Genomic DNA, 23,858 nt, shown 5'->3' with positions numbered 1-23,858 from the left:
CGGGTATGCTCTCATCGGTGGGAGTGTCATCGAGTGACAGCGCGTATCCACGCCGTGAACGACGTGGTATTGCGCCTGCTCCGCATATAACACTCGACACCACCGTTTGCGACAACGGAACCGTTATATCGTTAAGTTAGCAACACCCGCTTATGAATATGGGAGTCGACTCAACGACACTCGGCGTCGATCGGGGCAACGTCAAGTCGGATCGAACGGTGGCCTAAGATGACAGTCGGTGTCGTCGGGGCTGGAATCTCCGGGCTGTCGCTCGTCCACTCTCTTGCCGACCACGGTGTCGATGTCGTTGCGTTCGAAGCGCGCGATGAACCGGGCGGGATCATGCGGAGCCGACACGTCGATGGACACGTCCTCGAGTTAGGCCCACAGCGGCTTCGGCTCACGCCCCAGATCGAATCGATGGTCGACGACCTCGGGCTCCGCGACCAGCTTCGAGCGGGCGATGACTCCCAGCCACTGTATGTCTATCACGATGGCGAACTCAGTGTCGTTCCGCTCTCGGTTCGTGAGGCGCTGACGACGGATCTGCTCAGTCCGCTTGGCAAGCTTCGAATCCTCAAAGAGCCACTGACCGGTCCCGCGAAACCGGGTGAAACCGTCGACGAATATCTCGTTCGAAAGTTCGGCCGACAGGCTGCTCGAAAATACCTCGGGCCCCTATACAGCGGCTTGTACGGTACTGATCCACGGAACATGCTGATGGAGTACTCGCTCGGTCGGGCACTCGAGAACGCGGGTATCGACGGGAGTGTGCTCCTGTGGGTCGGTCGAAAGCTCCTGTCCGGACGCGAAACACCGCCAATCTGCACGTTCGAGGATGGCCTCGGGCAGCTGTCCAAACGGCTGTACGACGCTCATGCCGACGCAATCGCCCTCGAGACCCCTGTCACGGAAATCCACGAGCGGGGTGAGGGGTTCGAGCTCGGTACCGATTCCGGGACCGAATACGTCGACGACGTCGTTTTGACGACACCGGCAGCAACGAGCGCGAAGCTGCTTGCAGACATCGATTCGGCGCTCGAGGCGACGTTACAGCGGTTCAACTACAATCCGATCGGGATGGTGTTCCTCGAGTCGTCGTTCGACGGCGACGGGATCGGAACGCTGGTCGCTTCGCATGCGGACGCGCGGATCAGTGGACTGACCTGGAACGCGAGCTTTCTCGACCGGGATCGGGTGTTCACCTGTTATATCGATCCGGGAAGTGACCCCCGAATGAACGAGCGATCCGACGACGAACTCGGCGCACTCGCTGCGACCGAGTTCGAGCGGATCACGGGTTCGCCGGCGGCACCGATCGACGTCCACCGGTGGGATCCGGGAATGCCTGCGTACGATCGGTCGTGGACGGCGATGGACGAACTCGAGTTGCCGTCGGGGATCCATCTCTGTTCGAACTTCGTCGGTCGACCTGGGATTCCTGGACGCGTTCGGAACGCAACGCGGCTCGCAGCGACCCTCGCCGACGAGTAATGATCGCGTGGCACTAGTATCCACTGCCCGTCACTGCACACTCTCTCGCACGATAGCTCTCCGATCAGTGCGTGAATCGGTTCAGTCGATGCGATACCGTGACCGATGGCCGGACTGCCGGGTTCGAAGTACCTATACCGATCGCATCGTAACGCCCTCGTATGGAAATCGGCATTGTCCTATTGAATTTCGGTGAACCGGCCACTCCGGAGCGTACAGAGGTTCTGGAGTATCTCACGCGGATTTTTCACGACAACGCCTCGCTCGAGGAGGCCGAAACCGAAGAAGAGGAGTGGGAGCGGTCCCGTGAACTGGCCCAGCGACGCCTGCCGAGCCTGATGGAGGAGTACGAGGCGATCGGTGGCTCGCCGCTGCAAGAACAGGCGACTGCACAGGCGGAAGGGCTGACCTCGACTCTGACGGATCGTGGGCACAACGTCACTGTCTATCACGCGATGCAGTTTATGGAGCCGTTGATTCCGGACGTTGCTGCGGAACTCGCCGACGAAGAATTCGACTCGATCATTGCCGTTCCGATCTACCCGCTGTGTGGCCCATCGACGACAATCTCCTCGATCGACGCACTCGAGACATCGATCGACGAAATCGACGGCTACGAGCCGGAGTTCACCGCGATCACCGGCTGGCACCGAGCGCCAGTCTACAACCGGCTCAGAGCCGAGGGGATCACGACGTTCGCCGAGGAGGAGGGACTCGATCTACAGGATCCCGAGACCGTGTTCGTCTTCTCCGCACACGGGACGCCGACGAAGTATCTCGAGGAAGGGAGTCGCTACGATCAGTACGTCGAGGAACACGCCGAGACGATCGCCAGTATGATCGGGATCGACGACTACGAGATCGGCTACCAGAACCACACGAACCGTGGAATCGAGTGGACCGAACCGGAGACCGAAGACGTCGTTGAGGGACTCGAGGGCGAAGCCGAGCGTGTCGTCATCGAACCGATGAGCTTCATGCACGAGCAGTCGGAAACGCTCGTCGAACTCGATATCGATCTCCGGGAGGATGCCGAAGCTGTCGGCCTCGACCTGTATCGAGTACCCGTACCACACGACGACCCACGGTTCCCGACGCTTCTGTCGGATGTCATCGAACCGTTCCTCTCGGGCTTCGAGCCGTCGTACTACCAGCTTCGCCAGTGTGAGTGTCGTTCCGAACCCGGAACGTACTGTTTCAACGCCGGATTGCCGCCCCAGCAGTGACCACGCTCGGGGCGTAACCCCGAGTTACCCGACCACCGATTTCGACGGACGCTGACCGCCGTAGCTCACTCGAGGGTTTTCGCCGCCTCGAAGAACGCGTTGACGTTCTCGGTTGGCGTGTTCCGATCGACGCCGTGTCCGAGGTTGAGGATGTGTCCAGCGTCGCCGGCGTCGGCGATGACTGCACGCGTTCGATCTTTTACCGTCTCCGGATCACCGTACAACAACGCCGGGTCGAGGTTCCCCTGAACGGGAGTCTCGCCGAGTTCCGCTCGAGCCGCTTCCATGTCGACTGTCCAGTCCAGGCCGATGACGTCGGCCCCGCTGTCGGCGAGCAGGTCGAGATTGCCGCTCAGATTGCGAGCGAACATGATTGTCGGGAGGTCGACTGCATCGATAATCTCCTGGTGTAGGGGCAACAGGAAGCGTCGGTAATCCGCTGGGGAGAGCAGCCCAGCGTACGTATCGAACAGTTGGATCACGTCTGCACCTGCTTCTTCCTGGTAGGTTACGTACTCGATAAGCACGTCGGTAAACGCCCGAAGGAGGCGCTCGAACGCGTCCGGATGTTCCGCACGGAGTCGGCGTATCGCCATGAACGAGCGCGACGATTGGCCTTCACAGACGTACGACGCGAGTGTGAACGGACCGCCCGCAAAGCCAAGTACCGCCGCCTTCGACCCGAGTTCCGCCGAGAGTCGCTCGAGGAGTTCGCCGACGTACCAGAGCTGTTCGCGGACCTCTCCACGGTCACGCTGCGTGTCGGCTGGTGTTTCGACCGGGTTCTCGACGACCGGCCCGACGCCGGACTCGAGATGGTAGGAAAAGTTAAGTGGCTCGAGCACCGTGAGGATGTCCGAGTACATAACGATTCCGTCCGGTTGGAACCGCTCCCAGGGCTGCAAAGAGATTTCCGCAGCGACTTCGGGCGTCGAGATCGCCTCGAGAAACGAGTAGTCTTCCCGTAGCTCACGGTACTCCGGAAGATAACGCCCGGCCTGTCGCATCATCCATACTGGCGGCCGTTCGGTCTGTTCGCCCCGAGCCGCCCTGAGGAAGAGATTTTTCATATTCGCACCCAGGCTGGGTGGAAGCCTAATAGTTGTGAATCTCCACGCTGATTACCGCCTGTTGGGCCAGGACGACGTGCGGTAGAGTCCGTGAGGAGAGTTCGGCCGTCTCGTCCCTCTCAGTGAGGGCGTTAGAGCGGCAGATGGCGGTCATAGCGTGGCCCGCCACGGAGCTAAACAAAAATAAAACTGACGGTTTCAGTATCGGTGTCGACGAAGATCAATCTCGAGATGGTTCGGTTCGTGGTCGTTATCTGAAACGCCACACTCCAATGATGGCCTCTGTGGTGGGTGTGACCCGTTTCAGTTTTCCGCTATCGTCACAACTGAACTGATGTACACACCCATTGCATAGCTGTCGGGCGACGGGATGTATCGGCTTTCAGTGGCTCCGCACGCACACTGCTTGAGCCTGAAATGAATTATGCGTCACTGACGCCAACGACGGTCACGGGACAGTCATTACTGAGGATTACTGATTGGGTGACGCTCCCGAAGACGACCTTCGCAGTTGGGGCCCGTTTTCGCCCGGCCATCACGATTTCATCCGCCTCGAGTTCAGTAGCCAGGCTAACGATTCCCTCCGATGGGGGACCACTGAGCTCTCGATGTTCGACGGAAAATCCAGCCGCCTCGAGTTCGTCGATCACGGTCCGAACGGCTTCCGGCCGCTCGACTGGGTGATCGTCTCTCGGCTCGTTCTCGTATGCGTGGGCGACGGTAATCTGCGTCGATGCACGGTCGATCGGGAGCGATTGGAGATAACTGGACTCCATCCGTGCTCGATCGACGTGTTCGTCGACAGGAACAAGTATGTGATACATGATATCATATTCTCGGTGTAGAATATAAATGATTCGTATCGTTCCACACATGTTGCTGGAGAGTAGATATTCGATTCGCTGCAGCGTTGGGAGTCAGAGCGATGTATCCGATACTTTATCATGGATACCGTCACATACGCTCACTGAGGGCATGACAGATCCAGCTGCGGGAACGACAGCGGTAGTGCACGAACCGTCCAGTGAGTTCATCGAATCGACGAACGTCGCCGCGTTCATGCGACAGCACGATATCGGTGACTACGACGAACTGATCGAACGCACGACAACCGAGGGATCGGGAAAAGACGAACGCGGTGTCGAGTGGTTCTGGGATGAACTGGTCGACTATCTCGGTCTCGAGTTTTACGAACCATACGAGACGGTCAGAGAGAACAGCGATGGGCCACAGTTCACCGACTGGTATCCCGGTGGCGAACTCAACATCGCACACAACGTCGTCGACCGTCATGCCGCTCTCGACAACGAGCGGCGAAACAACGTCGCCACTATCTGGGAGGGCGAGGACGGGGAGGTTCGGGAAATAACCTACCACGAACTCCACCGACAGTCGAATCAGGTCGCGAACGCACTCGAGCAACGCGGTATCGGGACCGGCGATACGGTCGGGCTGTACATGCCAATGGTTCCGGAGGTCGTCTCCATCCTTTATGGCTGTTTCAAGATCGGGGCGATCGCCGTTCCGATCTTCTCCGGCTTCGGTGTCGAGGCGACCGCGACGAGGATTGCCGATTCCGAGTGCAGCGTACTCTTTACCGGCGACGGTTTCCTCCGTCGCGGCAGCGCCGTTTCCCTGAAAGAAGCTGCTGACGAGGCCATCGAACAGGCAGGATACGTCGAACAGACGATCGTCTTCGACCGGCTTGGCTCGAGTGATCCGGGGTCCGATCGGACCATCCCCTGGGCCGACGATCGCGACGAGTGGTGGCACGACGCCATCGCGTCTCAGGACGACGACTACGAGACGAACTCGCTCGACTCGAGTCAGGAGTCGATGCTCCTCTATTCGTCGGGGACGACGGGGAAACCGAAAGGAATCGTTCATACACACGCGGGGGCACTCACACAGGCCGCGAAGGAACTGCACTTCGGCTTCGATCTGCAGCCGTCCGATCGCTTTTTCTGGGTGAGCGACATCGGCTGGATGATGGGGCCGTGGACGATGATCGGTGTTCATACCTTCGGTGGCACGATGTTCATGTACGAGGGCGCACCAGACCATCCCGAGCCGGATCGGTTCTGGGAGATGATCGATCGCCACAAACTCACCCAGTTCGGCATCTCGCCGACCGCAATCCGCGCGCTGCGAAAGCACGGGAACGAGTGGCTCGACGGCCACGACCTCTCTTCGCTTCGCCTGCTCGGGTCGACGGGTGAGCCGTGGGACGAAGAATCCTGGCACTGGTTCTACGAGCACGTCGGCGGCGGCGACACACCGATCATCAACATCTCCGGCGGCACCGAGATCATGGGGTGTTTTTTGATGCCGATGCCGACCCAGCCGCTGAAACCCGGCACGCTCGGCGGCCCCGGTCTCGGAATGGCGATCGACATCGTCGACGAGGCTGGTGTCTCGGTCGCAGACAATCACGAACGGGGCTATCTCGTCGCTCGAGATTCGTGTCCGTCGATGACGAAATCGCTCTGGTCGGGCGACGACCGCTATCTCGAGGAGTACTGGTCGACCTTCGAGGATCTGTGGGACCACGGCGACTGGGCCCAGCAAGACGAGGACGGCTGCTGGTTCCTGCACGGTCGTGCCGACGACACGCTCAACATCGCCGGCCGAAAAGTTGGCCCGGCCGAAATCGAAGACGCGCTCATCGACCACTCGGCAGTGAATCAGGCTGTCGCCGTTGGCGTTCCCGACGACACGACTGGCACCGCCGTCGTTTCGTACGTCATCCTCGAGCGCGGAGAAACGCCGTCCGACGACCTCCGCGGAGACCTCCGTGAACTCGTCGGCGTCGAACACGGGAAACCGTTCCGTCCACGGGAAGTCCTGTTCGTGGACGACCTCCCGAAGACACAGTCCGGAAAGATCATCCGCAGAGTCATCTCGAGTCTCTACCAGGGAGACGAACCCGGCGATCTGAGTAGTCTCGAGAACCCCGAGGCGCTGGAGTCGATCAAAACGGCTCGGTAGCTTCGCTCGCTCCCGTGCTAGTCTGCGTTTTCGAGAACAGCCATTGAACGTTCGTACACACTCGAGCGCACGATGATTATGCGGTCGATGTATAACTCAAATCTAGTTGTCACTATCCGACTCACCACCCCAAATGCGGGGTAACGAGACGGCTCGGAGGCGACGCAGTGTGCTATGGGTCCCTCGTTTCGTCCTAACTCCGTTCGGCGTGGGGGGTGATGCCGGCGCTTTCCATTCGCTCGTGGAAGCGTTCTCGGCGAGCCGCTCGTTCCGTCTCGGACATCCGATCCGGCGTCCAGATCTTCCCTTCCGTCGACTGATGGACGTCGACGCTTTCGACGGCCGGCAGCTGGCTGACTCGCTCGACGATCTCGTCGCTCATGTCGATGAAGTACGTACAGCGCTGGGACGTGAGCAAGAGCGTCACGCCGACGTGGCCGTGGTCGTCGATCTCGATCTCTTCGACGAGGCCGAAATCGACGATGTTGATCGGATGGTCGCTCGCACAGCTACACGGGTCCAGTACGTTCGAGAGTTCTGCACGGATCGCGGCTTTCCGTTCGTCTTCGAACGCTTGCTCGGGGGTGATGTGACTGGCCATCGTTACACCGTTGTTTCGTACGTCGACCACGGCTCGGGGAACGAGTCCGTCAGTCCCTGCTCCTCACGGAGCTGTTCCCATCGGTCGCCCTCGATATTCGATCGGATTTCGTCGGGATCTTTGTCGAGCATGCGGAGTGCGTTCCCTCCGAGAATGTTCCGTTTGTCCTCTTTTGTCACTTCGGGGTAGTCGTATTCTGCCTGGAGATCTTCGGGCATTTCGAAGTTCCAGATCCCTTCGATCGGTGGCTGAGGGTGGAGGGCCGTTGCGCCGCTGGAAAAGAGCAGGCGATCGGAGCCGACCCAGTAGAGGAACTCACCGAGGATCTTCGCGAACTTCCGCGGTCGCGTGTTCACCAGACAGGCGGTGTTCTCTAAGTTGCCGTAGATGTTGTCGTGACTCGCCATCGCGAACGCGGTTTCCTCGAGGAACGAGAATCCGGCGTGGATGATCTCGAAGTTGATGTCCGGGAAGGACAGTGCAGCGTCTTCGACGTCGTCCGTTCGGAAGTACCGGACTGGGGCCGTCGCGAACGGGATGAACTTGTGCATGGCGACGGTGTCGACGTCCGAGTCGGCTGCGGCCTCGAGGATCGGCCAGACTGCGTCCTCAGTCAGCTGTAGCGACAGGTCCTGTCCGTTCTGGTATCGCGACGGGTAGAGTTTGATTCCCTCGACGATGTCCCGTTTGGCGTACTCTTCGACCTGCTCGACTGCGTCGTCCTCGAGCGGGTTGATGTCGACGTACATCGAGGTGCGATCCGGGTTCTGCTCACAGAACTCGAATCCTTTCTCGCGGGAGACGTAGCCGTCGTGGAAGTAGTCGTCCAACGGCAGCGAGTGGTAGACGCTGTAATCGATCTGACTCTCGAGAAACAGCAGGCGGGCGAGTTCTTCCGGCTGGTGGTTGCGGTAGAACACGTCCTCCGAGGGCACGTACTCGTCGGGGAGGAGTTTCTCGCCGAGTTCGTACGTTTCGTCGTCCCAGCGTTGTGCGTGCGGGTGTTTGTGATTCTCCGGCGTGTGGTTGAAGCAGTGGGAGACGGAGTCCACTACGAGATCGCCATTCGCTAACATACGGTATGTCTGTTTATGGGTGTCATTAATAACTGTTTGGGTTTTGTCCGGGACGCAATCGAATCGACGGTGAACACGTCACAGTTCGTAGACAGGACGCTCCGTTCTGTTGGCGTTCGAATCATCATGGGCGTGGAGGCGGAAACCGTCTCACGAACCCACCAGGCGGAACAATTAACAGCGATTGCGCGAATGATAATCTCGATGCCGACAGCCAGCGATACGCCGCTCGATGAGCCGTACGGCTTGTTCATCGACGGGGACGAACGAACTGCATCGAACGATCAAACGCTCGAGATTATCGATCCGGCGACGGAGGAACCGATCACGTCCGTCCCTGCTGCGACGAGCGATGACGTCTTGACGGCCGTCGACACGGCACGGCGAGCCAGCGACGAGTGGCAACAGAGACCGCCAAAAGAACGGAGTCGACTCCTGTGCCGTCTCGCAGAGGCGATCCGGGACGACGAAGACCGACTCGCTCGCATCGAAACGCTCGAGAACGGGAAGCCACTCTCGGCGGCGCGAACGCAGGTGCAACGGGCTGCCAGACACTTCGAGTACTACGGCGGCCTCGCCGACAAGATTCAGGGCGAAAGCATTCCCCTCGACGGCGACCACGTCGATTATACGATCCGGGAACCGCTCGGCGTCTCCGCCCACATCGTTCCGTGGAACGTCCCGATCTATCTCTTCGCGCGCAGCGTCGCGCCCGCGCTCGCGAGCGGAAACACCGCCGTCGTCAAGCCGGCCGAGGAGACGCCTCTCGGAGCACTCGAGGTCGCACGACTCGCCGACTCGGTCGGTCTCCCCGAGGGCGTGTTGAACGTCGTCCCCGGCGACGGCCTCGAGGCGGGTGACACGCTCGTCGGGAGTCCGGACGTCGACGTCGTGACTTTCACGGGCTCGGAAGCGACCGGTGTCGAGGTGGCAAAGCGAACGGTCGAACACGTCGCAGACGTCCACCTCGAACTCGGTGGGAAGAGTCCGAACGTGGTCTTTCCCGACGCGGACATCGATCACGCTGTCGACGAGACGATAACGGGAATCTTCTCGAACGCGGGCCAGGTCTGCTCGGCTGGATCGCGGTTGCTCGTCCACGAAGCGATTCACGACGAGTTCGTCGACGAACTCGCGCGTCAAACCGAGGCGCTGACCGTCGGTCCGGGTATCGACGATCCCGATGTTGGTCCACTCGTCTCCGAACACCAGCTTCAGACCGTAACCGAGTATCTCGAGATCGGACGAGCGGAAGTGGGAGAGCCGGTCGTCGGTGGCGAGGTTTTCGACGGGCCGGGCTATTTCGTCGAACCGACCGTGTTCGACGGCGTTGAAAACGAGATGCGGATCGCTCGAGAGGAGATCTTCGGGCCTGTGCTGACCGTCATTGAATTCGCTGACGAACGGGAGGCGATCGAACTGGCCAACGAGTCGCCGTACGGACTCGTGGCGGGCGTATTCACCGAAAACGTCGGCCGCGCCCACCGGTTCGCGCGTGACGTCGACGCGGGCCAGATCTACGTCAACGAGTGGTTCGCTGGCGGCAACGAGACGCCGTTTGGCGGCTTCAAGCGCAGCGGGATCGGCCGCGAAAACGGTGTTCAGGCGATCGATAACTACACCCAGCTCAAAAACGTCTGTCTCAATATCGCCTCGCGGGACTGAGAGGAACTCTCCGTCGCGAACAGGGGCATCGCCACGCCGACACGGAATTGAACGGCCGACCGAAACACGAACTTATTATTGCATGCGGACCATCCGCACACACGACGACCTATCCAAGGCGCTTAGAACTATGACTGGAAGACTGGAACACACGACGGCACTAGTAACCGGCGCATCGTCGGGGAACGGACGCGCGATCGCTCGCCGATTCGCCGACGAGGGAGCAAACGTCACCATCGCGGACGTCCGCGAAGACCCGCGACTCGGCGGCGAACCGACACACGAACTGATCACAGCAAACGGTGGGAACGCACAGTACGTCGAAACGGACGTCACGTCCATCGACGACATCCGAAACGCGATCGACCGGACCGTCGAGGCGTACGGGTCGCTGGACGTGATGGTCAACAACGCCGGCGTCGAACGACAGCTCCCGATCGTCGAGGCAACCGAAGAGGACTTCGAGTGGCTGATGGATATCAACCTCAAGGGTGTCTATTTCGGCTGTCAGGCCGCGATCGAGGAGATGCAAGCCCAGGAGGGCGGCGGCTCGATCATCAATATGTCCTCGATCGCGGGCCTTCGTGGCCTCGAGAACTCCTCGCTGTACTGCACCTCGAAAGGCGGCGTCACGAACCTGACTCGAGAGCTCGCAATCGAACAGGGACCACACGAGATCCGCGTCAACGCGTTGAATCCGGGGCTTATCGAGACGGCAATGACGACGAAAGACGGCGACACTGCCGGGGGACTCGTCGAGGACACGCCGCTCGGGCGAGCAGGGCAACCTGAAGAGGTCGCAGACGCCGCACTGTTTCTGGCGAGTGAGGAGGCATCGTTCGTGACCGGACAGAACATCGTCGTCGACGGCGGGTTCACCGCCTGATCGGCGGCTCACACCCACGCTCTCCGTTCGAACGGCGCGCAGTTTTAATAGCCTGTATCTTCGAATGGTACTGTATGTTACACGCAGCGGGACCACTCCTCACCGTAGACGTTAGTACGCAGACGAGCGAGCGAACAGCCATCGACACCGTTCTCGAGCGATTCATCGGCGGGCGTGGCGTTGGCACTGCACTTGCTCACGAGCGCGTGCCCTTCGACGCCGACCCGTTCGGGCCAGAGAACAGCCTCTTTTTCACGACGGGGCCGATGCAGGCGTCGACCATGAGCTTCACCGGACGAATGAACTGCACCGGGATCTCGCCACAGACGGATCGGCTGCTCTCGTCGAACGCGGGCGGGTTCATGTCTCGAAACTTCGCCGCAACGGGCAACGCTGCCGTCGAAATCACTGGCCAGAGCGACGAGCTCCTGATCGTTCACGTGACCGATGGGGGTGTCGAGTTCGAAGCCGTCCCGGAGCTAGAAGACGCGACGGTTCCCGAGGTGACGACGTATATCGACGAAACGCATGGGCTGTCGTCGGAACACGTGGCCTGCATCGGCCCAGCGGGTGAACGACGCGTCCGATTCGCTTCGATCATGACGACCGAAAGCCGTGCGTTCGGGCGTGGCGGCCTCGGTGCCGTCCTCGGTGCGAAAAACGTCAAGGCGATCACCTTCGACGGCGACTCGTCGCCGGATCTCGAGGTTCCGTCGATACAGATGGATGTCCACCGTGACGCTGCGACGTCGGACCACATCATGAAACGTCAGGGGACGACGAGCGTCACCGACCTCGCAAACGAAGTTGAGGCCTTGCCGACGCGCTACTTCTCGGAGCTCTCGTTCGAGGGGGTCGAGGGGATCAACGGCGATGCCGTCGAAGACCGTAAATACACGCGCGGGACCTGTTCTGCGTGTGCGTTCGCGTGCAAACTCCCGACGAAAGACGACGAGCGTGGGGTCGAGACCGAAGGTCCCGAGTACGAGACCGTCATGTCCTTTGGCTCGAACTGTGCGGTCGACGATATCGTCGACGTCATGCAGTCGAACGAACTCTGTGACCGCTATGGGATGGACACGATCACCTGTGGAAACGTCGTTGCGGCCTATCTGGCATCCGAAGACGAGTTCGGCAACGTCGAGTTGATCCACGACCTCGTCGCCGATATCGCCCATCGAGACGGCGTCGGTGACCGCCTCGCGGAAGGCATCGAGCGGTTCCACGAGGACCTCGAGGTCGAGAACTGGACGGTCAAGGGGCTCGATTTCGCCGCCCACGACGGTCGCACGCTTCACGGACAGGGATTGTCCTACGCCGTCGCCAACCGCGGCGCGGACCACATGTTCTCGACGATGTACGCCTGGGAATACCCACTCGTCGACGCCGACGATGCGCTCGAGCCGACGGGCCTCGAGGGGAAACCCGCGGTCGTTATCGAGCAGGAAAACGCCCGCGCGCTGGAGGATTGTGGGATCGTCTGTCGGTTCTCGCGGAGCTTTATGACGCCGGATCGGTTCGAGGGGCTGTTCGACGCCGAGTACGAGTCCCTCCTCGAGGTCGGATCGCGTGTCGTCACGCTCGAGCGCCACTTCAACAGCCGGCGTGGGTTCGACCGTGACGACGACTCGCTCCCTTACGACCTTCCTGGGTTCGAGAACGCGTTAGACGAGTACTACGATCACCGCGGATGGGCGCGTGACGGAACCGTTGGGACCAGCCACGCGACAGAGATACTCGCCGACGACTGAACGGAAATCGGAGGGGCTGACGACAGGGACTCAGCGAGCTGATTTTTGGACGACAGACACGACTCGTCGGGTAACAGCGTCTCGAGAACAGTCGCCAGTCGACAAGAGAACGTACCGATCGGTGTGGTGAACACGTACCAGCCGGTACAGCGAACCTGGTGTTCGAAATCGAACGGACGGTGAGCCGCCGACTGCGCTACTTGACCACGTCGATCTTTCGTCGATCGATCGAGAGCGCAACGGCGACGACGACGACGACGCCGAGGATGATCTCCTGAACGAAGGGATCGACTGCGGTCAAGTTCATCCCGTTTTGCAGGACGGCGATGACGAGGACGCCGAGGATCGTTCGGTGTGGGCCACCGACGCCGCCGGTCAGTGCGGTCCCGCCCATGACGATCGCGGCAATGCTCGGTAACAGGAGGTCCGTCCCCGCGTCAGGCGAGGCCGACGACAGCCGAGCGGCGAGCAAGAACCCGCCGATCGCACACAGGAGTCCCGAGAGCACGAACGGGTAGATCTTGTACCGATCCACTTTCGCGCCGGAGAGTTCGACGACGCGCTCGTTTTCACCCAGCGCGTAGCAGTACCGGCCGAACTTCGTTCGCAACGCGAGGAAAACGGTCCCGAGGTAGATCAGGACCGACCAGAAGACGAGGTTCGGGATACCGGGGAGGTACTCACCGGTGGCGATCCCCCGAATCGCATCGTTTCTGAAGTTGATGCTCGAGCCGCCCGTAATGATCAGGGCGACACCCGTCATCACGGACATCGTTCCGAGCGTGACCAGAAACGACGGCACCTTCAGTTTGGCGAACACGTAGCCGTTTGCAAAGCCCGCAAGCATCCCCGCTAGGAGGACCATCGGGATCGCCAGGAACCCGAACTGCGCGACTAAGATCACGGTGAGAACACCGCTCAAGTTCACCAGGGCGGCCACCGAGAGGTCGATACTCTGCTGGAGGATCGGGAACGTCCCTGCTAGTGCGACCAGCAAGAGCAACGCGCTGTTCACCGCGACGTTGTTGATCAGATTCCCGTACGTGAGGAAGTTTTGACTGAGGATGCTAAACAAGGTCATCAGGCCGAAAAGCATCACGAACGGCCCGAGGTCGATGATCCAGTCCTGTCGCGTCCGCTGCTCTCGCTGTTCGTGCCACCAGTTCCGCACCGTATCTGTCGTGTTGTTTGTACTCATATTAGACCATCAGCTGGATTAGCTCCTCTTCGGTCGGCTTCGCGTCGGGCGAGGCGTCGATCGGTTCGTCGGCAAACGAGCCGTCTTGCATAACCGCGATTCGGTTCGATAAGCCGATCACCTCCGGGAGTTCGTCGCCGATAAGAACGATCGAGATCCCCTCCGCGGTCAACTCCCGGCAGAGGCGATACACTTCTTCTTTCGCACCGACATCGATGCCCCGGCTCACGTTGTCCATCACCAGTACCGGTGTTTCGTGGGCCAGCCATCGGGCAATAACTACTTTTTGTTGATTGCCGCCACTCAGCCCGTGAACGAGCGAGTTTGCACTCGGTGTCTTGATGTTGAGGTCCTCGATCGTCTCCTCGGTGATCGACGACTCCGCGTTCGTATCGAGAAACGGCAGGCGGCCGTACATATCACGGACCATCGCGAGCGACGTATTCTTCAACACGGACTGGTACAGCAACAGCCCCTCTGACTTGCGGTCTTTGGGAATGTATCCGACACCAGCGTCGACCATATCCACCGGCGACTCCGGTTGTACCTCCTCTCCCAGGACGGAGAGGGACCCGTCAGTCGCTGGCGTGTCACCAGCGAGGATTCTCCCGAGACGCTCTTTTCCCGAGCCTTCGACGCCGACGACACCGAATACTTCCCCACGGCGAACCGAAAACGAAACCGGGCCGATTTCGTCTTCGTGTTGTATGTCGTTTACTTCGAACACGGGGTCGCCGAGGTTCGATTCGCGTCGCTGGTCTGGCACACAGTAGTACTCTGCGGACGTCTCCCGCCCAACCATGCTCTGCTGGAGGGCGTCCTGTGTCGCTTCGTCGGTCTCGTACTCGTCGACCAGCTCTCCGTCTTTTAGCACGTATATTCGATCCGTGATCTCGAGGACCTCATCGAGTTCGTGGGAGACGAACACGAAGGTCGCTTCGTCGCGGAGGTCATCGATCAGATCGAACAGCAGTTCACGGCCGTCCTCTTCGAGCCCGGCGGTCGGCTCGTCGAGGAGGATGACGGGGTTGTCCGATTTACTCGAGACGTGAAACGCCTTCGCGATCTCGAGCATCTGTCGCTCGTTGAACGAGTAATCTTTTACAAATTTGTCGACGTCGATATCGATGCCGAGATCGTCGACGAACGACTGGGCGTCGGTGCTCATCTCGTCCATTTTCAACAGTCCCATCGACTCACGCTCCCGTCCCAGAAAGAGGTTTTCGTACCCTCTGAAATGCGTGATGACGTCTTGTTCCTGATGAACCAGCGAGACGCCATACGATGCGGCTTCCTGTGGGCCGGCGAACTCGACGGGTTGGTTGTCTCTGTACAGTTGCCCGTTATCGGGATCCAACACGCCGGTCAAGATGCTGAGAAGCGTGCTTTTTCCAGCCCCGTTCTCACCGACAAGTCCGACCACTTCACCCGGCTCGAGCTCGATGGAGACGTCGACCAGCGCATCGACGTGACGAAACGACTTCGAGATGTTTTCGACACGCAGGCTCGCTTCTCCGGTTGACGGCGGACCGACGTCAGCAGCGGTTGGCTGTTCGATATCCATGCTGTGTTCGACCATGGTTATTGCAGTGGATCGCTATTGAAGCGTTCGTCGTACGTTGCCTGGACCGTGGACAGTTCGTCGTTATCGTCGTAGACACCAGGCAGTGAATATCCATCCGGTTTGTCGTCCTCGGCCCAGTCAAGCACTTCTTCGATGTCTCCTCGTCCCATCGGACTCATCCCGATCTGTGGATCCCACGCGTCTTCGCCCACTTCGGCTTTCGACATCTGTTCCCAGTCGTACGGCGTTTCGCCGTCGAAGACGTCCGCTTCGTACTGATCGACTTCCAGGATGGGGAGTTCAATCTCGTCACCCAACCGGTCGCGCCACTCGTCCGGATCGTTGACGACCAGTGGTGCGTTGAACGTCATCATTCGCTCCGCATCGGTCAGTTCGTACCCCTCGATGTAATCGTGGGCTTTGGCGACCGACCAGCCTGCCTGCCACGGTCCCATCCCGGAGACACTGCCTGCCATCCGCCCGTCTCGAATGCGTTCGAGTGCGGGTTCGGTTGCATCGATCCCGACGACTGGAACGTCGTATCCGTTCTCCTCGAGCATCTGTAGCCCGCCGATGGCGACGTCGTCGTTTTGCCCAAAGAAGCCCTCGATGTCGTCCCCGTGTGTCGAAATGAGATCGGACATTGCGTCCCGGGCGTCCGTGCGGATAAAGTTCCCCTGGAGCACTGGTTCGAGCCGTTCGATATCGGGGTACTCCTCGAGTGCTAACTCAAGTCCGGCGTTCCGACCGGTGTTCGGCGCTGTGCCGCGATTGCCTTCGATGTGAACGAACGAGCCCTCACCACCCATTTCTTCGAACAAGACTTTCGCAGAGGTATAGGCGTGATTGACGAAGTGGGGAGTGAAAAACTGCACGTACTCGGACCCGGCATCGAGCGGCGTGAACCAGTCCGCAATCGTCACGGCAAGGATCGTCGGAACCCCGCCCTGCACACACGTCTCCGCGAGCGAAATCGCCGCGGCGTTCGTGTACGTCTGGCCGACGATCATATCGGCCATGTTTGAAACCGCGGTATCGAACTGCGACTGTTGCTGGTCGACGTTGCCCCCGTTCGTCTGCAGGTTCGTCTTGTAGCCAAACGCTTCACACGCTTCTTCATACCCCTTCTGCCACGACAGCCAGTATGAGTTCTCGAGGTTGGCGACCGAGCCGACGGCCTCCGGTTCGCCGTCACCGCTGCCAACGCATCCTGCAAGTGCGCCTAAGCCAACCGCCGCACTGCCAGCGGTTGTCGTTTTTACAAATTCCCGTCTAGTCTGCCCGATGTTATGCTTCACCATGCTTCTACGTATTCAGTCTATGATGGTGGTATAAATAATTTTGGGTGATTGACCGTGAGGGTCCGAAACTCCACTCGCTCGGCTTCGGTTCCATCGGGTTCCAGCGGCTCAGAGCGGAACGGACGGTGTCGAACCGGCTCAGTACATGACTTTGCCGGCCGAGACGTTGAGATCTTGACCGGTGATTCGGTCGGATTCGTCAGAGCAGAGAAACGCAGCCAGCTCGGCGATGTCTTCTCTCTGGACCAACTCACCTCGAGGGCTTTCCGACTCCGCGGCCTGTCGCACGTCCTCGTACGACTGGTCGGTCGATTCCGCCTTCTGTTCGAACACGCGCCTGATCCGTGGGCCATCGACCGAACCGGGACAGATCGCGTTCACGTTGATATCGTACTCGCCGACTTCCGACGCGAGCGTTCGTGTAAATCCGATCAATCCCATCTTCGTCGCCGCATACGGCGTTCGGTGGTCGAGTGGGCGTTTGCCTGTCACGGAGGCCACGTTGATGATGCGGCCGTACTGTTGTGCTTTCATCACTGGCAGTACTTCCTTGCAGGCAAAGAACGGCCCGCGAAGATTGACGTCGATCGTGTCGTCCCACTCCTCGGCGGTAACGTCCTCACAGGGTGCGGTCGGACCAGCGATGCCCGCATTATTGACCAGTACATCGATCGTCTCGAACTCCTCGAGTGCGGCGTCGATGGTCGACTGGACGCTCTCGTAGTGTTTGAGATCAGTATACCGATCGAGTGCCCGCTGTCCCTCCGCTTCGATGAGCGATACCGTCTCTTCCATTCCCCCTTCATCGATTCCTGCGAGGACGATATCGGCCCCCGCTCTTGCTAATTCGACAGCGATCGCTTGTCCAATACCACGGCCGCCACCAGTAACTACTGCTGTGCTATTCGAACGCATGTATGGAAGACGCCCATTCTAGTATAAAAATTTACCGTCGACTACAGATATGGTGGTCACTCGGTAACCGCTTTCTCGTCATCGTCCGTCGTCAGGGGTCGATAGCAGCTCTCTACTGGCAGTTCATGAGTCTGTGTCATGCGTCGATCTTCATTGGACCGGAACATCTAAATACAAGAGCGCAGACCTGAGACGTATGCCATACAGTGGCTATCAGGACTACTTTGACAGAAAGCTGATTATCAGTGTCGCAACGACCGGCGGCCATCACGGCAAAGAGGCAAACCCGAACCTCCCACTCGAGCCGGAAGAGATCGCTCGAGACATCCGTGAATGTGAGAAGGCGGGTGCATCGATCGTCCATCTCCACGCCCGAACCGACGACGGGGAGACGACCAAAGACCTCGAGCGATACCAGGCAATGCGAGACGCCATCGACGAGCACTGTGATGATATCATCGTCAACTTCACGACCGGTGGCGGTGGCGTCTACTCTCGGGAAGAACGGATCGCACCGATCCTCGAGACCGAACCACGACCCGAGATGGCGACCGTCGATATTGGGCCGATGAACTTCGGGCAGACTCGAACGGCGATCAATCCACGCGAGCAAAACGAGGAGTACGCCGAACGGATGCGAGAAGCAGGTGTCAAGCCGGAACTCGAGATCTTCAACCCAGGACACATTCCGGAGATGCAGCATCTGATCGACGAGGACCTGCTCGAGGAACCCTACTGGTGTACACTCATCTTGGGGATGCAGACTGGAACACCTGCACATCCGCGGAATCTGATCAACCTCGTCGATAACATTCCGGATCCCGTCGAGTGGCAAGCGCTTGCGGTTGGTCGACATCAGCTCCCGTTGACAACGATGGCGATCACGCTCGGTGGGCACGTCCGGGTTGGCATGGAAGACAACATCTACTATCGAAAAGACGAACTGGCCGAGAGCAACGCACAGTTGGTTCGTCGCATCGCTCGGATCGCAGGCGAGTTAGAGCGACCGATCGCATCCCCAGCTGAAACACGCGAAATGCTCGGGATCGAGTGAACGATGGTCTCGGTGGCACGTCGATTCAACGTAGTGCCCGGACCTTTGGCCGAGCGCAGCCAGCCAGTGATTCCGGAGCTGCGAATATTATAATAGGGTGGCAAACACACGGTCGGTCTCGTTTTCAAGCGCCCCGGCCTCACGTGGTTTCAGTCCGGGATCGGACAGCCGGTCGTTCGAACGACCGGCGACACGATCCTCGGCTGTCGGAAAGCAGACGATTTGCGTCTTCGCGCGTGACGAATACTATATACCTGGCTTACGAGAGGGGTAGTATGGATAACACAGCCGGCCGAACGTTACAGACGACATCCATTTCGCTCGAGGTCGTGGAGATGCTCCGGGAACTCGACGGTGGCCGAGTCACGGAACTGGCCGACGAACTCGAGTTGGCACCGAGTACGGTCCATTCACACCTGTCGACGCTGCTGTCGAAGGGGTACGCGGTCAAACAGGGTGACGAGTACTACCTCAGCCTTCGATTCCTCGACCACGGTGACTACGTTCGCAACAGAAAAAAGTCTTACAGAGTCGCAGCGTCGTACACCGAACAACTCGCCAAAGAAACCGACTGTCGGGCAGTGTTTGCCGTCATGGAAAACGGACGCGGTGTCTACATTCACACCTCGTCGGGCAAACACGCAGTTTGGACGTATTCGACCGTCGGCAAACAGTTCTATCTCCACCAGACGGCCTCCGGAAAATCGATTCTATCACGGTTCTCACGAAGCCACGTGATCGAGATCATCGAGCAGTGGGGCCTTCCTGCAGCGACGGACCACACCATTACTGACCCTGACACCCTTCTGGAGCAACTCGAGACGATTCGCGAGAGGGGAATCGCCTTCAATTACGAAGAACAACTGGATGGAATCAAAGCTGTCGGTGTCCCCGTAAACGGCCCTGATGACCGTGTTGTTGGGGCCTTCAGCGTTGCGAGTCCAGCTAATCGACTGACTGACGATCAGTTCGAAGAAGATATCCCAAACACGCTACTCGGTGTCGCCAACGAATTCGAACTCGAGATTTCCATGTCGTAACCACACCGAACCAATATATTACAGCAGTACTATTGTAAATGGCGTCGGACAGCTCAAACTGTTCGATCAGCCAATCGCATTACACTAATACCTCTGTAAACAGCGATAGCGAACAGCGCGCTGAGACGGAGACGGCTATATGATATGAAATTGACAACTATCGTTGGTAGAGCCATCACTATTGTATATAATTCACAAGAATCCTCCTGTCATGACGGTCGATCGACCCAGCGGCCGTCGAGAGATGTGATATGTGTTCGACGGGAGTAAAACCATCCGGAAACCTCGAATTCGACTGCCAGCTTTGATTTTGAGTTTTAGGCGAAAGGCCGTACCAATATCTACGTCTGAGCGATCGAATTCGCGAAATCATCTCGAAAAAGACCATACTACTGTACGACAGCTGAATTCGCATCTCACAGTTCTGTTCTCGCGGTTGGGTGTCCCGCTGTCCAGTTATGACTGCATGAATTATACAATACTAAATCCTGTTTTTACTGATAGTCTGTTTATTAATTACGGATAATTCCGACGCCCATGCCGGCTCGCTCATCGTGGCGTGCATCCGGATCGGCGAGCAACGTCTTTTGTGTGTCGGGAATCCCGCCGGCGTCCCGTGAGCGTGTGTTCGAACGCGGACAGACGACAAGCGAGGATGGATGATGCCACACGTCCGCAAAACGACTTCGTCATCGAAGTGACGCGGTCTCAGACATCCTCAATTACAGGCAGATGAATGGTGATGCGATTCCCGCTGTTGTCGGCGCGTCGCTCGTAGTTCAGATACCCGCCATAATCTTCGACGATCAGTCTGGCAAGCCAGAGCCCCATCCCACTGCTGTGTTTGAGTTGCGTAACCGGTTCTTTGTTGAACGTTCCGACCCGTTCAGTCTCCGGGATCGCTGGACAAGAGTCGACGACGGTGATACCGATGGTCTCATCCGCGCTCGAGTGGACAAGGCGAACCTCGATAGACGGTCGTGGTTCATCCGTATGAACGATCGCGTTTTCGAGTATTTCGATGAAAACGGTCCGCAGCCGAGCGTCTGCAGGGACGACGGCGTTGACTGCGGTAGCGACCTCGATCGAACTCTTGGGATACTGATCATGGAGTTCGGCAACGGTTTTCTCGAGTGCGTCCTGGACGTCGATATCCGTCCGCGAATAATCGTTGTTGAGCGTGATATCGGCGAGTTCCTTTGCAGTCTCGTTGATCGTTATGAGTCTGGACGACGTCTCGACGATTCTAGTTGCATACTCATGGAGATCATCGTCGGTGAGCGCTTGTGCCAGCAGTTCTGCGAACCCATTGATGATGTTGAGGTCGTTTCGCAAATTGTGTCTGAAGAGTCGGTGGAGCAGTTCGAAATGCTGTCTGCGAAGTTTTAGCTCGGTTATCTCCCTGCCTTCGGGGATCAGCAGCTGTGTTTCACCGTGTGAGTCGGTTATCGGACGGATCGAAAAGTCGATGACAGCGGTCCGGTTGGATCCCTGGATACGGATCTCCTCCCGAAAGAACTCGCCGTTTTTCGCGTGTTCGACAGCGAGCCGAGCCGTTCTCGTGGCCTCCTCGGTCAACTGAAACCAGTACGTCTCCCAGAGTGGCTTGCCGACGACGTCAGCGCGATCGAGGTCGGCAAACGACAGTGCTGTCTCGTTTGCTTCGATGACGATCCCATCGCAGTCGACGAGGCCAGTGAACTGGTAGGTGTTGTTGAAAACCGCCTCGAACCGTCGCTGTCTCGTCTTCCGTTCGGAGAGATCACGAAAGATACCGGTGAACAGTCGCTGTCCCTCGTATGAGTGTTCCTGGAGCGTGATCCGTACTGGGACTTCGTGCCCGTCTTTGTGGAGTGCAGGCAACTCGATACCACTCCAGTCGATGTGTGTCTCCCCCGTTCGAATATATGCCTCGAGCCCACGTTCATGTGCCGAACGGAGCCGTTCTGGGATCAGTGTCAGCTTTGATCGGCCGATGAGTTCGGATGGAGTGTACCCTAAAATAGCCTCTATTGCCGGATTGGCAAACACGATCCTGCTCTCTTCGTCGATCGTCAGGAATCCATCCGATGCGTTTGCGACTAACTCCTTGAAAAACGTCACTTCGGTCGCGTTGGATGTAAGCGAGGAGAACAATCCATTATAAATATCTGATTTATGTTGATCGTCCATTAGTTTGAGATTCGACAGTCACAAGCCATACCTGACACTCCATATTAATATAGGCTCTGAATGTTTTCGTGACGTCCTCGGATCTGCGGAGTAATTCCATTCTCAGGGATTAATACAACGTTCTATCACTTTTTGGCGCATTCATCTCCGTGATATATTATCAAATCCTCAAATGGTGCCCTCGAGCACGGATTCGGCAGGCAACAACAACGGACGGCTTCAGGACCCGTGGGTCACACGAAGTATCTGTTCGAACTGCGACTCGAGACGATCGAGATGCTGGGCTGTTCCCGACGACGAATTCCGACGACCCGCTGTTGTCGCTATGCACAGGTTCGGAATATGGAATTGATGCGTGACTTTCTTTCAGCACCGTTCGCTGTGATCAGATTCTGAAGATAGAGCGTGAGTCAATCTCTCCACGTTGACCGCTTTTTTCGGTAGAGGCCAATTGATTGATAGAGTGGATGATGCGTCGGATGTCCTCCACCAATAGTAGGGAGCATCAGAGGAGTCCGTCCTCTTTTGCAATGAGAAGAGCAGTCAACGACATACCATTCGGGTGGTTGGCGGATTGTTTCGATTGTTTTGGACACCGGTACCGTTCGCTGTCCGAGGAACTCTCCAGGGTTCATAACTGCCTCTCAAAGAGCGAGGTCAGCGGGCGTGCTTTTCTCACGTCCGATGTCGACCGAATGCCGCGTGCGGGGGTAGTGCCCGACGGCTCTGCTCTCTGAACTGACATTCCGAAATAATATCGTGGGATTGAAAGGCGGCATCGTCGAGAAGTAAGGACGGACCAAGAAGACAGGAGTCCGCGGCGGCCCAGATTCGGCCGGTTTAGATGTCCTGCTTGTCGGCCATCGTCCAGTTGTCGGCCAGCGACGGGAGATTATACGACACGTACGACCCGATGTTCAGGCTGACGTTAGACGGGTTCCAGGATCGACCACCGACACTCCAGTTGTGTCCATACTCCATGCGAAGGTTACCATACGAGTCGATCTGTCGGCGGAGTTTGAGTTTCACGAACCCGCGTCCCTCATCGGCATACAGCACCGCGGGGTTGTTCCCTGGGGGAGCAGACCGAGTGACAGTATCGTCGTAACTGATGGTGACGCCTTCGGTGCCATCGTCAAGGTTCGGGCTCACGATGTCGGTGATACCGTATTCGTACTGGTTGTCGACGGATCCACCGAAGTCCAGCCGACCGCCGTATGAAAGCGATCCGGTCACCATCCCGAAGACGTTCGACTCCCAGTAGACCGATGTCGCGTCTATCGGGGCCGGTGCATCGACGTCTTTCGAGAAGTCGGGGTACCAGTCACACCGAACCGTAATGATGTCGCGTTCTGTCCCGTTGAACTCCTCGCTTCCGCTGACCCACGCAGTGGTGTAGAAATTGGATTCACTTTTCATCGCGAAGTCCGACGTCGACACGCCGTCTTCGTCCGCCGTTTCGACGTGTGTGTCCCGTCCGAACGCGTGGGTGACATCGTCGGTACTTCCCGAACGTCGCTTCGTGAACTGTGCTGAGTCATGGACGAACGGAGTGAATGCCGGTGTGGTAACTGAGTGAACAGGAAGTAGAATCCACGCATGAGGAGAAGTGAAGTAAGAAGGCTGAAATACGCTGTTCTAGGTGAATGCTGTTGCTCACCAGGAGCTTGCCCAAGGCCGCGGGCTGGCGTCAGCCCGCGGCCGGCGCGGTCAGCCCGCGGCCGGCGCGTATGCTTCTGGCACACCTGTTCCGTTCATCTCTATCTCCCAACTCCGCTCTAGCTCTTCCTCTAATGCATGTCTGATCCAGTCAGAGAAGGTCTTGAACGTGAATTCCTCGGGCAGGTCGCGCCCGCC

General features: G+C 58.5%; 19 protein-coding genes and 1 pseudogene. 8 read left to right on the top strand and 12 right to left on the bottom strand.

All coding sequences use genetic code 11. The features are described 5' to 3' along the window. Positions 1 to 228 precede the first annotated feature (228 nt). Together hemG and hemH are read left to right on the top strand one after the other, a co-directional pair. Complete coding sequence (gene hemG / locus BW940_RS19740) at positions 229 to 1,494, top strand: protoporphyrinogen oxidase (protein ID WP_076610880.1); 1,266 nt, start codon at positions 229 to 231, stop codon at positions 1,492 to 1,494. Between the two features lie 161 nt (positions 1,495 to 1,655). Next, positions 1,656 to 2,720 carry a ferrochelatase gene (gene hemH, locus BW940_RS19735; protein WP_076610879.1) on the top strand — a complete coding sequence of 355 codons (1,065 nt, stop codon included), beginning with the start codon at positions 1,656 to 1,658 and terminating at the stop codon, positions 2,718 to 2,720. Between the two features lie 65 nt (positions 2,721 to 2,785). Here hemH and hemE read toward each other — a convergent pair whose 3' ends face one another. Continuing rightward, complete coding sequence (hemE, locus tag BW940_RS19730) at positions 2,786 to 3,790, bottom strand: uroporphyrinogen decarboxylase (RefSeq protein WP_076610878.1); 1,005 nt, start codon at positions 3,788 to 3,790, stop codon at positions 2,786 to 2,788. Positions 3,791 to 4,212: 422 nt separating this feature from the next. Further along, positions 4,213 to 4,614 (bottom strand): universal stress protein, encoded by a 402-nt coding sequence (locus tag BW940_RS19725; protein WP_076610877.1) that lies wholly within the window; start codon positions 4,612 to 4,614, stop codon positions 4,213 to 4,215. Between the two features lie 151 nt (positions 4,615 to 4,765). Between BW940_RS19725 and BW940_RS19720 the strand changes: the two genes are divergently transcribed. Beyond that, the gene (locus BW940_RS19720; RefSeq protein ID WP_076610876.1) at positions 4,766 to 6,778 is read left to right on the top strand and encodes an AMP-binding protein; all 2,013 of its coding nucleotides are present in this window, start codon (positions 4,766 to 4,768) and stop codon (positions 6,776 to 6,778) included. Between the two features lie 193 nt (positions 6,779 to 6,971). On the opposite strand, the gene BW940_RS19715 is transcribed toward BW940_RS19720, so the two are convergent. Both BW940_RS19715 and BW940_RS19710 read right to left on the bottom strand, forming a co-directional pair. Beyond that, a complete protein-coding gene (locus BW940_RS19715) occupies positions 6,972 to 7,379 on the bottom strand; it encodes a metal-sulfur cluster assembly factor (RefSeq protein WP_076610875.1) in 408 nt (135 codons plus the stop codon). 2 nt (positions 7,380 to 7,381) lie between these two features. Then, positions 7,382 to 8,455, bottom strand: a complete 1,074-nt coding sequence (locus BW940_RS19710) for an amidohydrolase family protein (protein WP_076610874.1) — start codon at positions 8,453 to 8,455, stop codon at positions 7,382 to 7,384. Between the two features lie 204 nt (positions 8,456 to 8,659). On the opposite strand from BW940_RS19710, the gene BW940_RS19705 reads away from it, so the two are divergent. The 3 genes from BW940_RS19705 to BW940_RS19695 all read left to right on the top strand — a co-directional run bounded on the left by BW940_RS19705 (position 8,660) and on the right by BW940_RS19695 (position 12,757). Continuing rightward, positions 8,660 to 10,120 carry an aldehyde dehydrogenase family protein gene (locus BW940_RS19705; RefSeq protein ID WP_076610883.1) on the top strand — a complete coding sequence of 487 codons (1,461 nt, stop codon included), beginning with the start codon at positions 8,660 to 8,662 and terminating at the stop codon, positions 10,118 to 10,120. Between the two features lie 130 nt (positions 10,121 to 10,250). Continuing rightward, on the top strand, positions 10,251 to 11,006 hold the full coding sequence (locus tag BW940_RS19700) for an SDR family NAD(P)-dependent oxidoreductase (protein WP_076610873.1): 756 nt from the start codon (positions 10,251 to 10,253) through the stop codon (positions 11,004 to 11,006). Between the two features lie 74 nt (positions 11,007 to 11,080). Beyond that, on the top strand, positions 11,081 to 12,757 hold the full coding sequence (locus tag BW940_RS19695) for an aldehyde ferredoxin oxidoreductase family protein (RefSeq protein WP_076610872.1): 1,677 nt from the start codon (positions 11,081 to 11,083) through the stop codon (positions 12,755 to 12,757). 196 nt (positions 12,758 to 12,953) lie between these two features. On the opposite strand, the gene BW940_RS19690 is transcribed toward BW940_RS19695, so the two are convergent. The 4 genes from BW940_RS19690 to BW940_RS19675 form a co-directional block, all read right to left on the bottom strand. Further along, a complete protein-coding gene (locus tag BW940_RS19690) occupies positions 12,954 to 13,853 on the bottom strand; it encodes an ABC transporter permease (protein ID WP_076610882.1) in 900 nt (299 codons plus the stop codon). 103 nt (positions 13,854 to 13,956) lie between these two features. Beyond that, on the bottom strand, positions 13,957 to 15,519 hold the full coding sequence (locus BW940_RS19685; RefSeq protein ID WP_084776835.1) for a sugar ABC transporter ATP-binding protein: 1,563 nt from the start codon (positions 15,517 to 15,519) through the stop codon (positions 13,957 to 13,959). Positions 15,520 to 15,536: 17 nt separating this feature from the next. After that, positions 15,537 to 16,820, bottom strand: coding sequence for a substrate-binding domain-containing protein (locus BW940_RS19680; protein ID WP_076610871.1), 1,284 nt, complete (start codon positions 16,818 to 16,820; stop codon positions 15,537 to 15,539). 138 nt (positions 16,821 to 16,958) lie between these two features. Beyond that, on the bottom strand, positions 16,959 to 17,735 hold the full coding sequence (locus BW940_RS19675; RefSeq protein WP_076610870.1) for an SDR family NAD(P)-dependent oxidoreductase: 777 nt from the start codon (positions 17,733 to 17,735) through the stop codon (positions 16,959 to 16,961). A 196-nt stretch (positions 17,736 to 17,931) separates the two neighbouring features. Here BW940_RS19675 and BW940_RS19670 point away from each other — a divergent pair, with 196 nt between their 5' ends. Both BW940_RS19670 and BW940_RS19665 read left to right on the top strand, forming a co-directional pair. Further along, on the top strand, positions 17,932 to 18,789 hold the full coding sequence (locus tag BW940_RS19670) for a beta-keto acid cleavage family enzyme (RefSeq protein WP_076610869.1): 858 nt from the start codon (positions 17,932 to 17,934) through the stop codon (positions 18,787 to 18,789). A gap of 275 nt (positions 18,790 to 19,064) precedes the next feature. Beyond that, positions 19,065 to 19,829, top strand: coding sequence for an IclR family transcriptional regulator (locus BW940_RS19665; protein WP_076610868.1), 765 nt, complete (start codon positions 19,065 to 19,067; stop codon positions 19,827 to 19,829). A 512-nt stretch (positions 19,830 to 20,341) separates the two neighbouring features. Here the strand turns inward: BW940_RS19665 and BW940_RS22000 are convergent. The 4 genes and pseudogenes from BW940_RS22000 to BW940_RS21310 form a co-directional block, all read right to left on the bottom strand. Then, positions 20,342 to 20,500 carry a hypothetical protein gene (locus BW940_RS22000; protein ID WP_216819690.1) on the bottom strand — a complete coding sequence of 53 codons (159 nt, stop codon included), beginning with the start codon at positions 20,498 to 20,500 and terminating at the stop codon, positions 20,342 to 20,344. 37 nt (positions 20,501 to 20,537) lie between these two features. Next, complete coding sequence (locus tag BW940_RS19660) at positions 20,538 to 22,001, bottom strand: PAS domain S-box protein (protein WP_076610867.1); 1,464 nt, start codon at positions 21,999 to 22,001, stop codon at positions 20,538 to 20,540. 840 nt (positions 22,002 to 22,841) lie between these two features. Further along, positions 22,842 to 23,420, bottom strand: coding sequence for a hypothetical protein (locus BW940_RS19655; protein ID WP_143823964.1), 579 nt, complete (start codon positions 23,418 to 23,420; stop codon positions 22,842 to 22,844). Positions 23,421 to 23,711: 291 nt separating this feature from the next. Beyond that, positions 23,712 to 23,858: pseudogene (locus tag BW940_RS21310) on the bottom strand (ISH3 family transposase); the annotation flags it as partial.

It is taken from the genome of Natronorubrum thiooxidans (genome assembly GCF_900156475.1).
Taxonomy (GTDB): Archaea; Halobacteriota; Halobacteria; order Halobacteriales; family Natrialbaceae; genus Natronorubrum; species Natronorubrum thiooxidans.
This window is presented reverse-complemented; position numbering and strand designations above follow the sequence as displayed.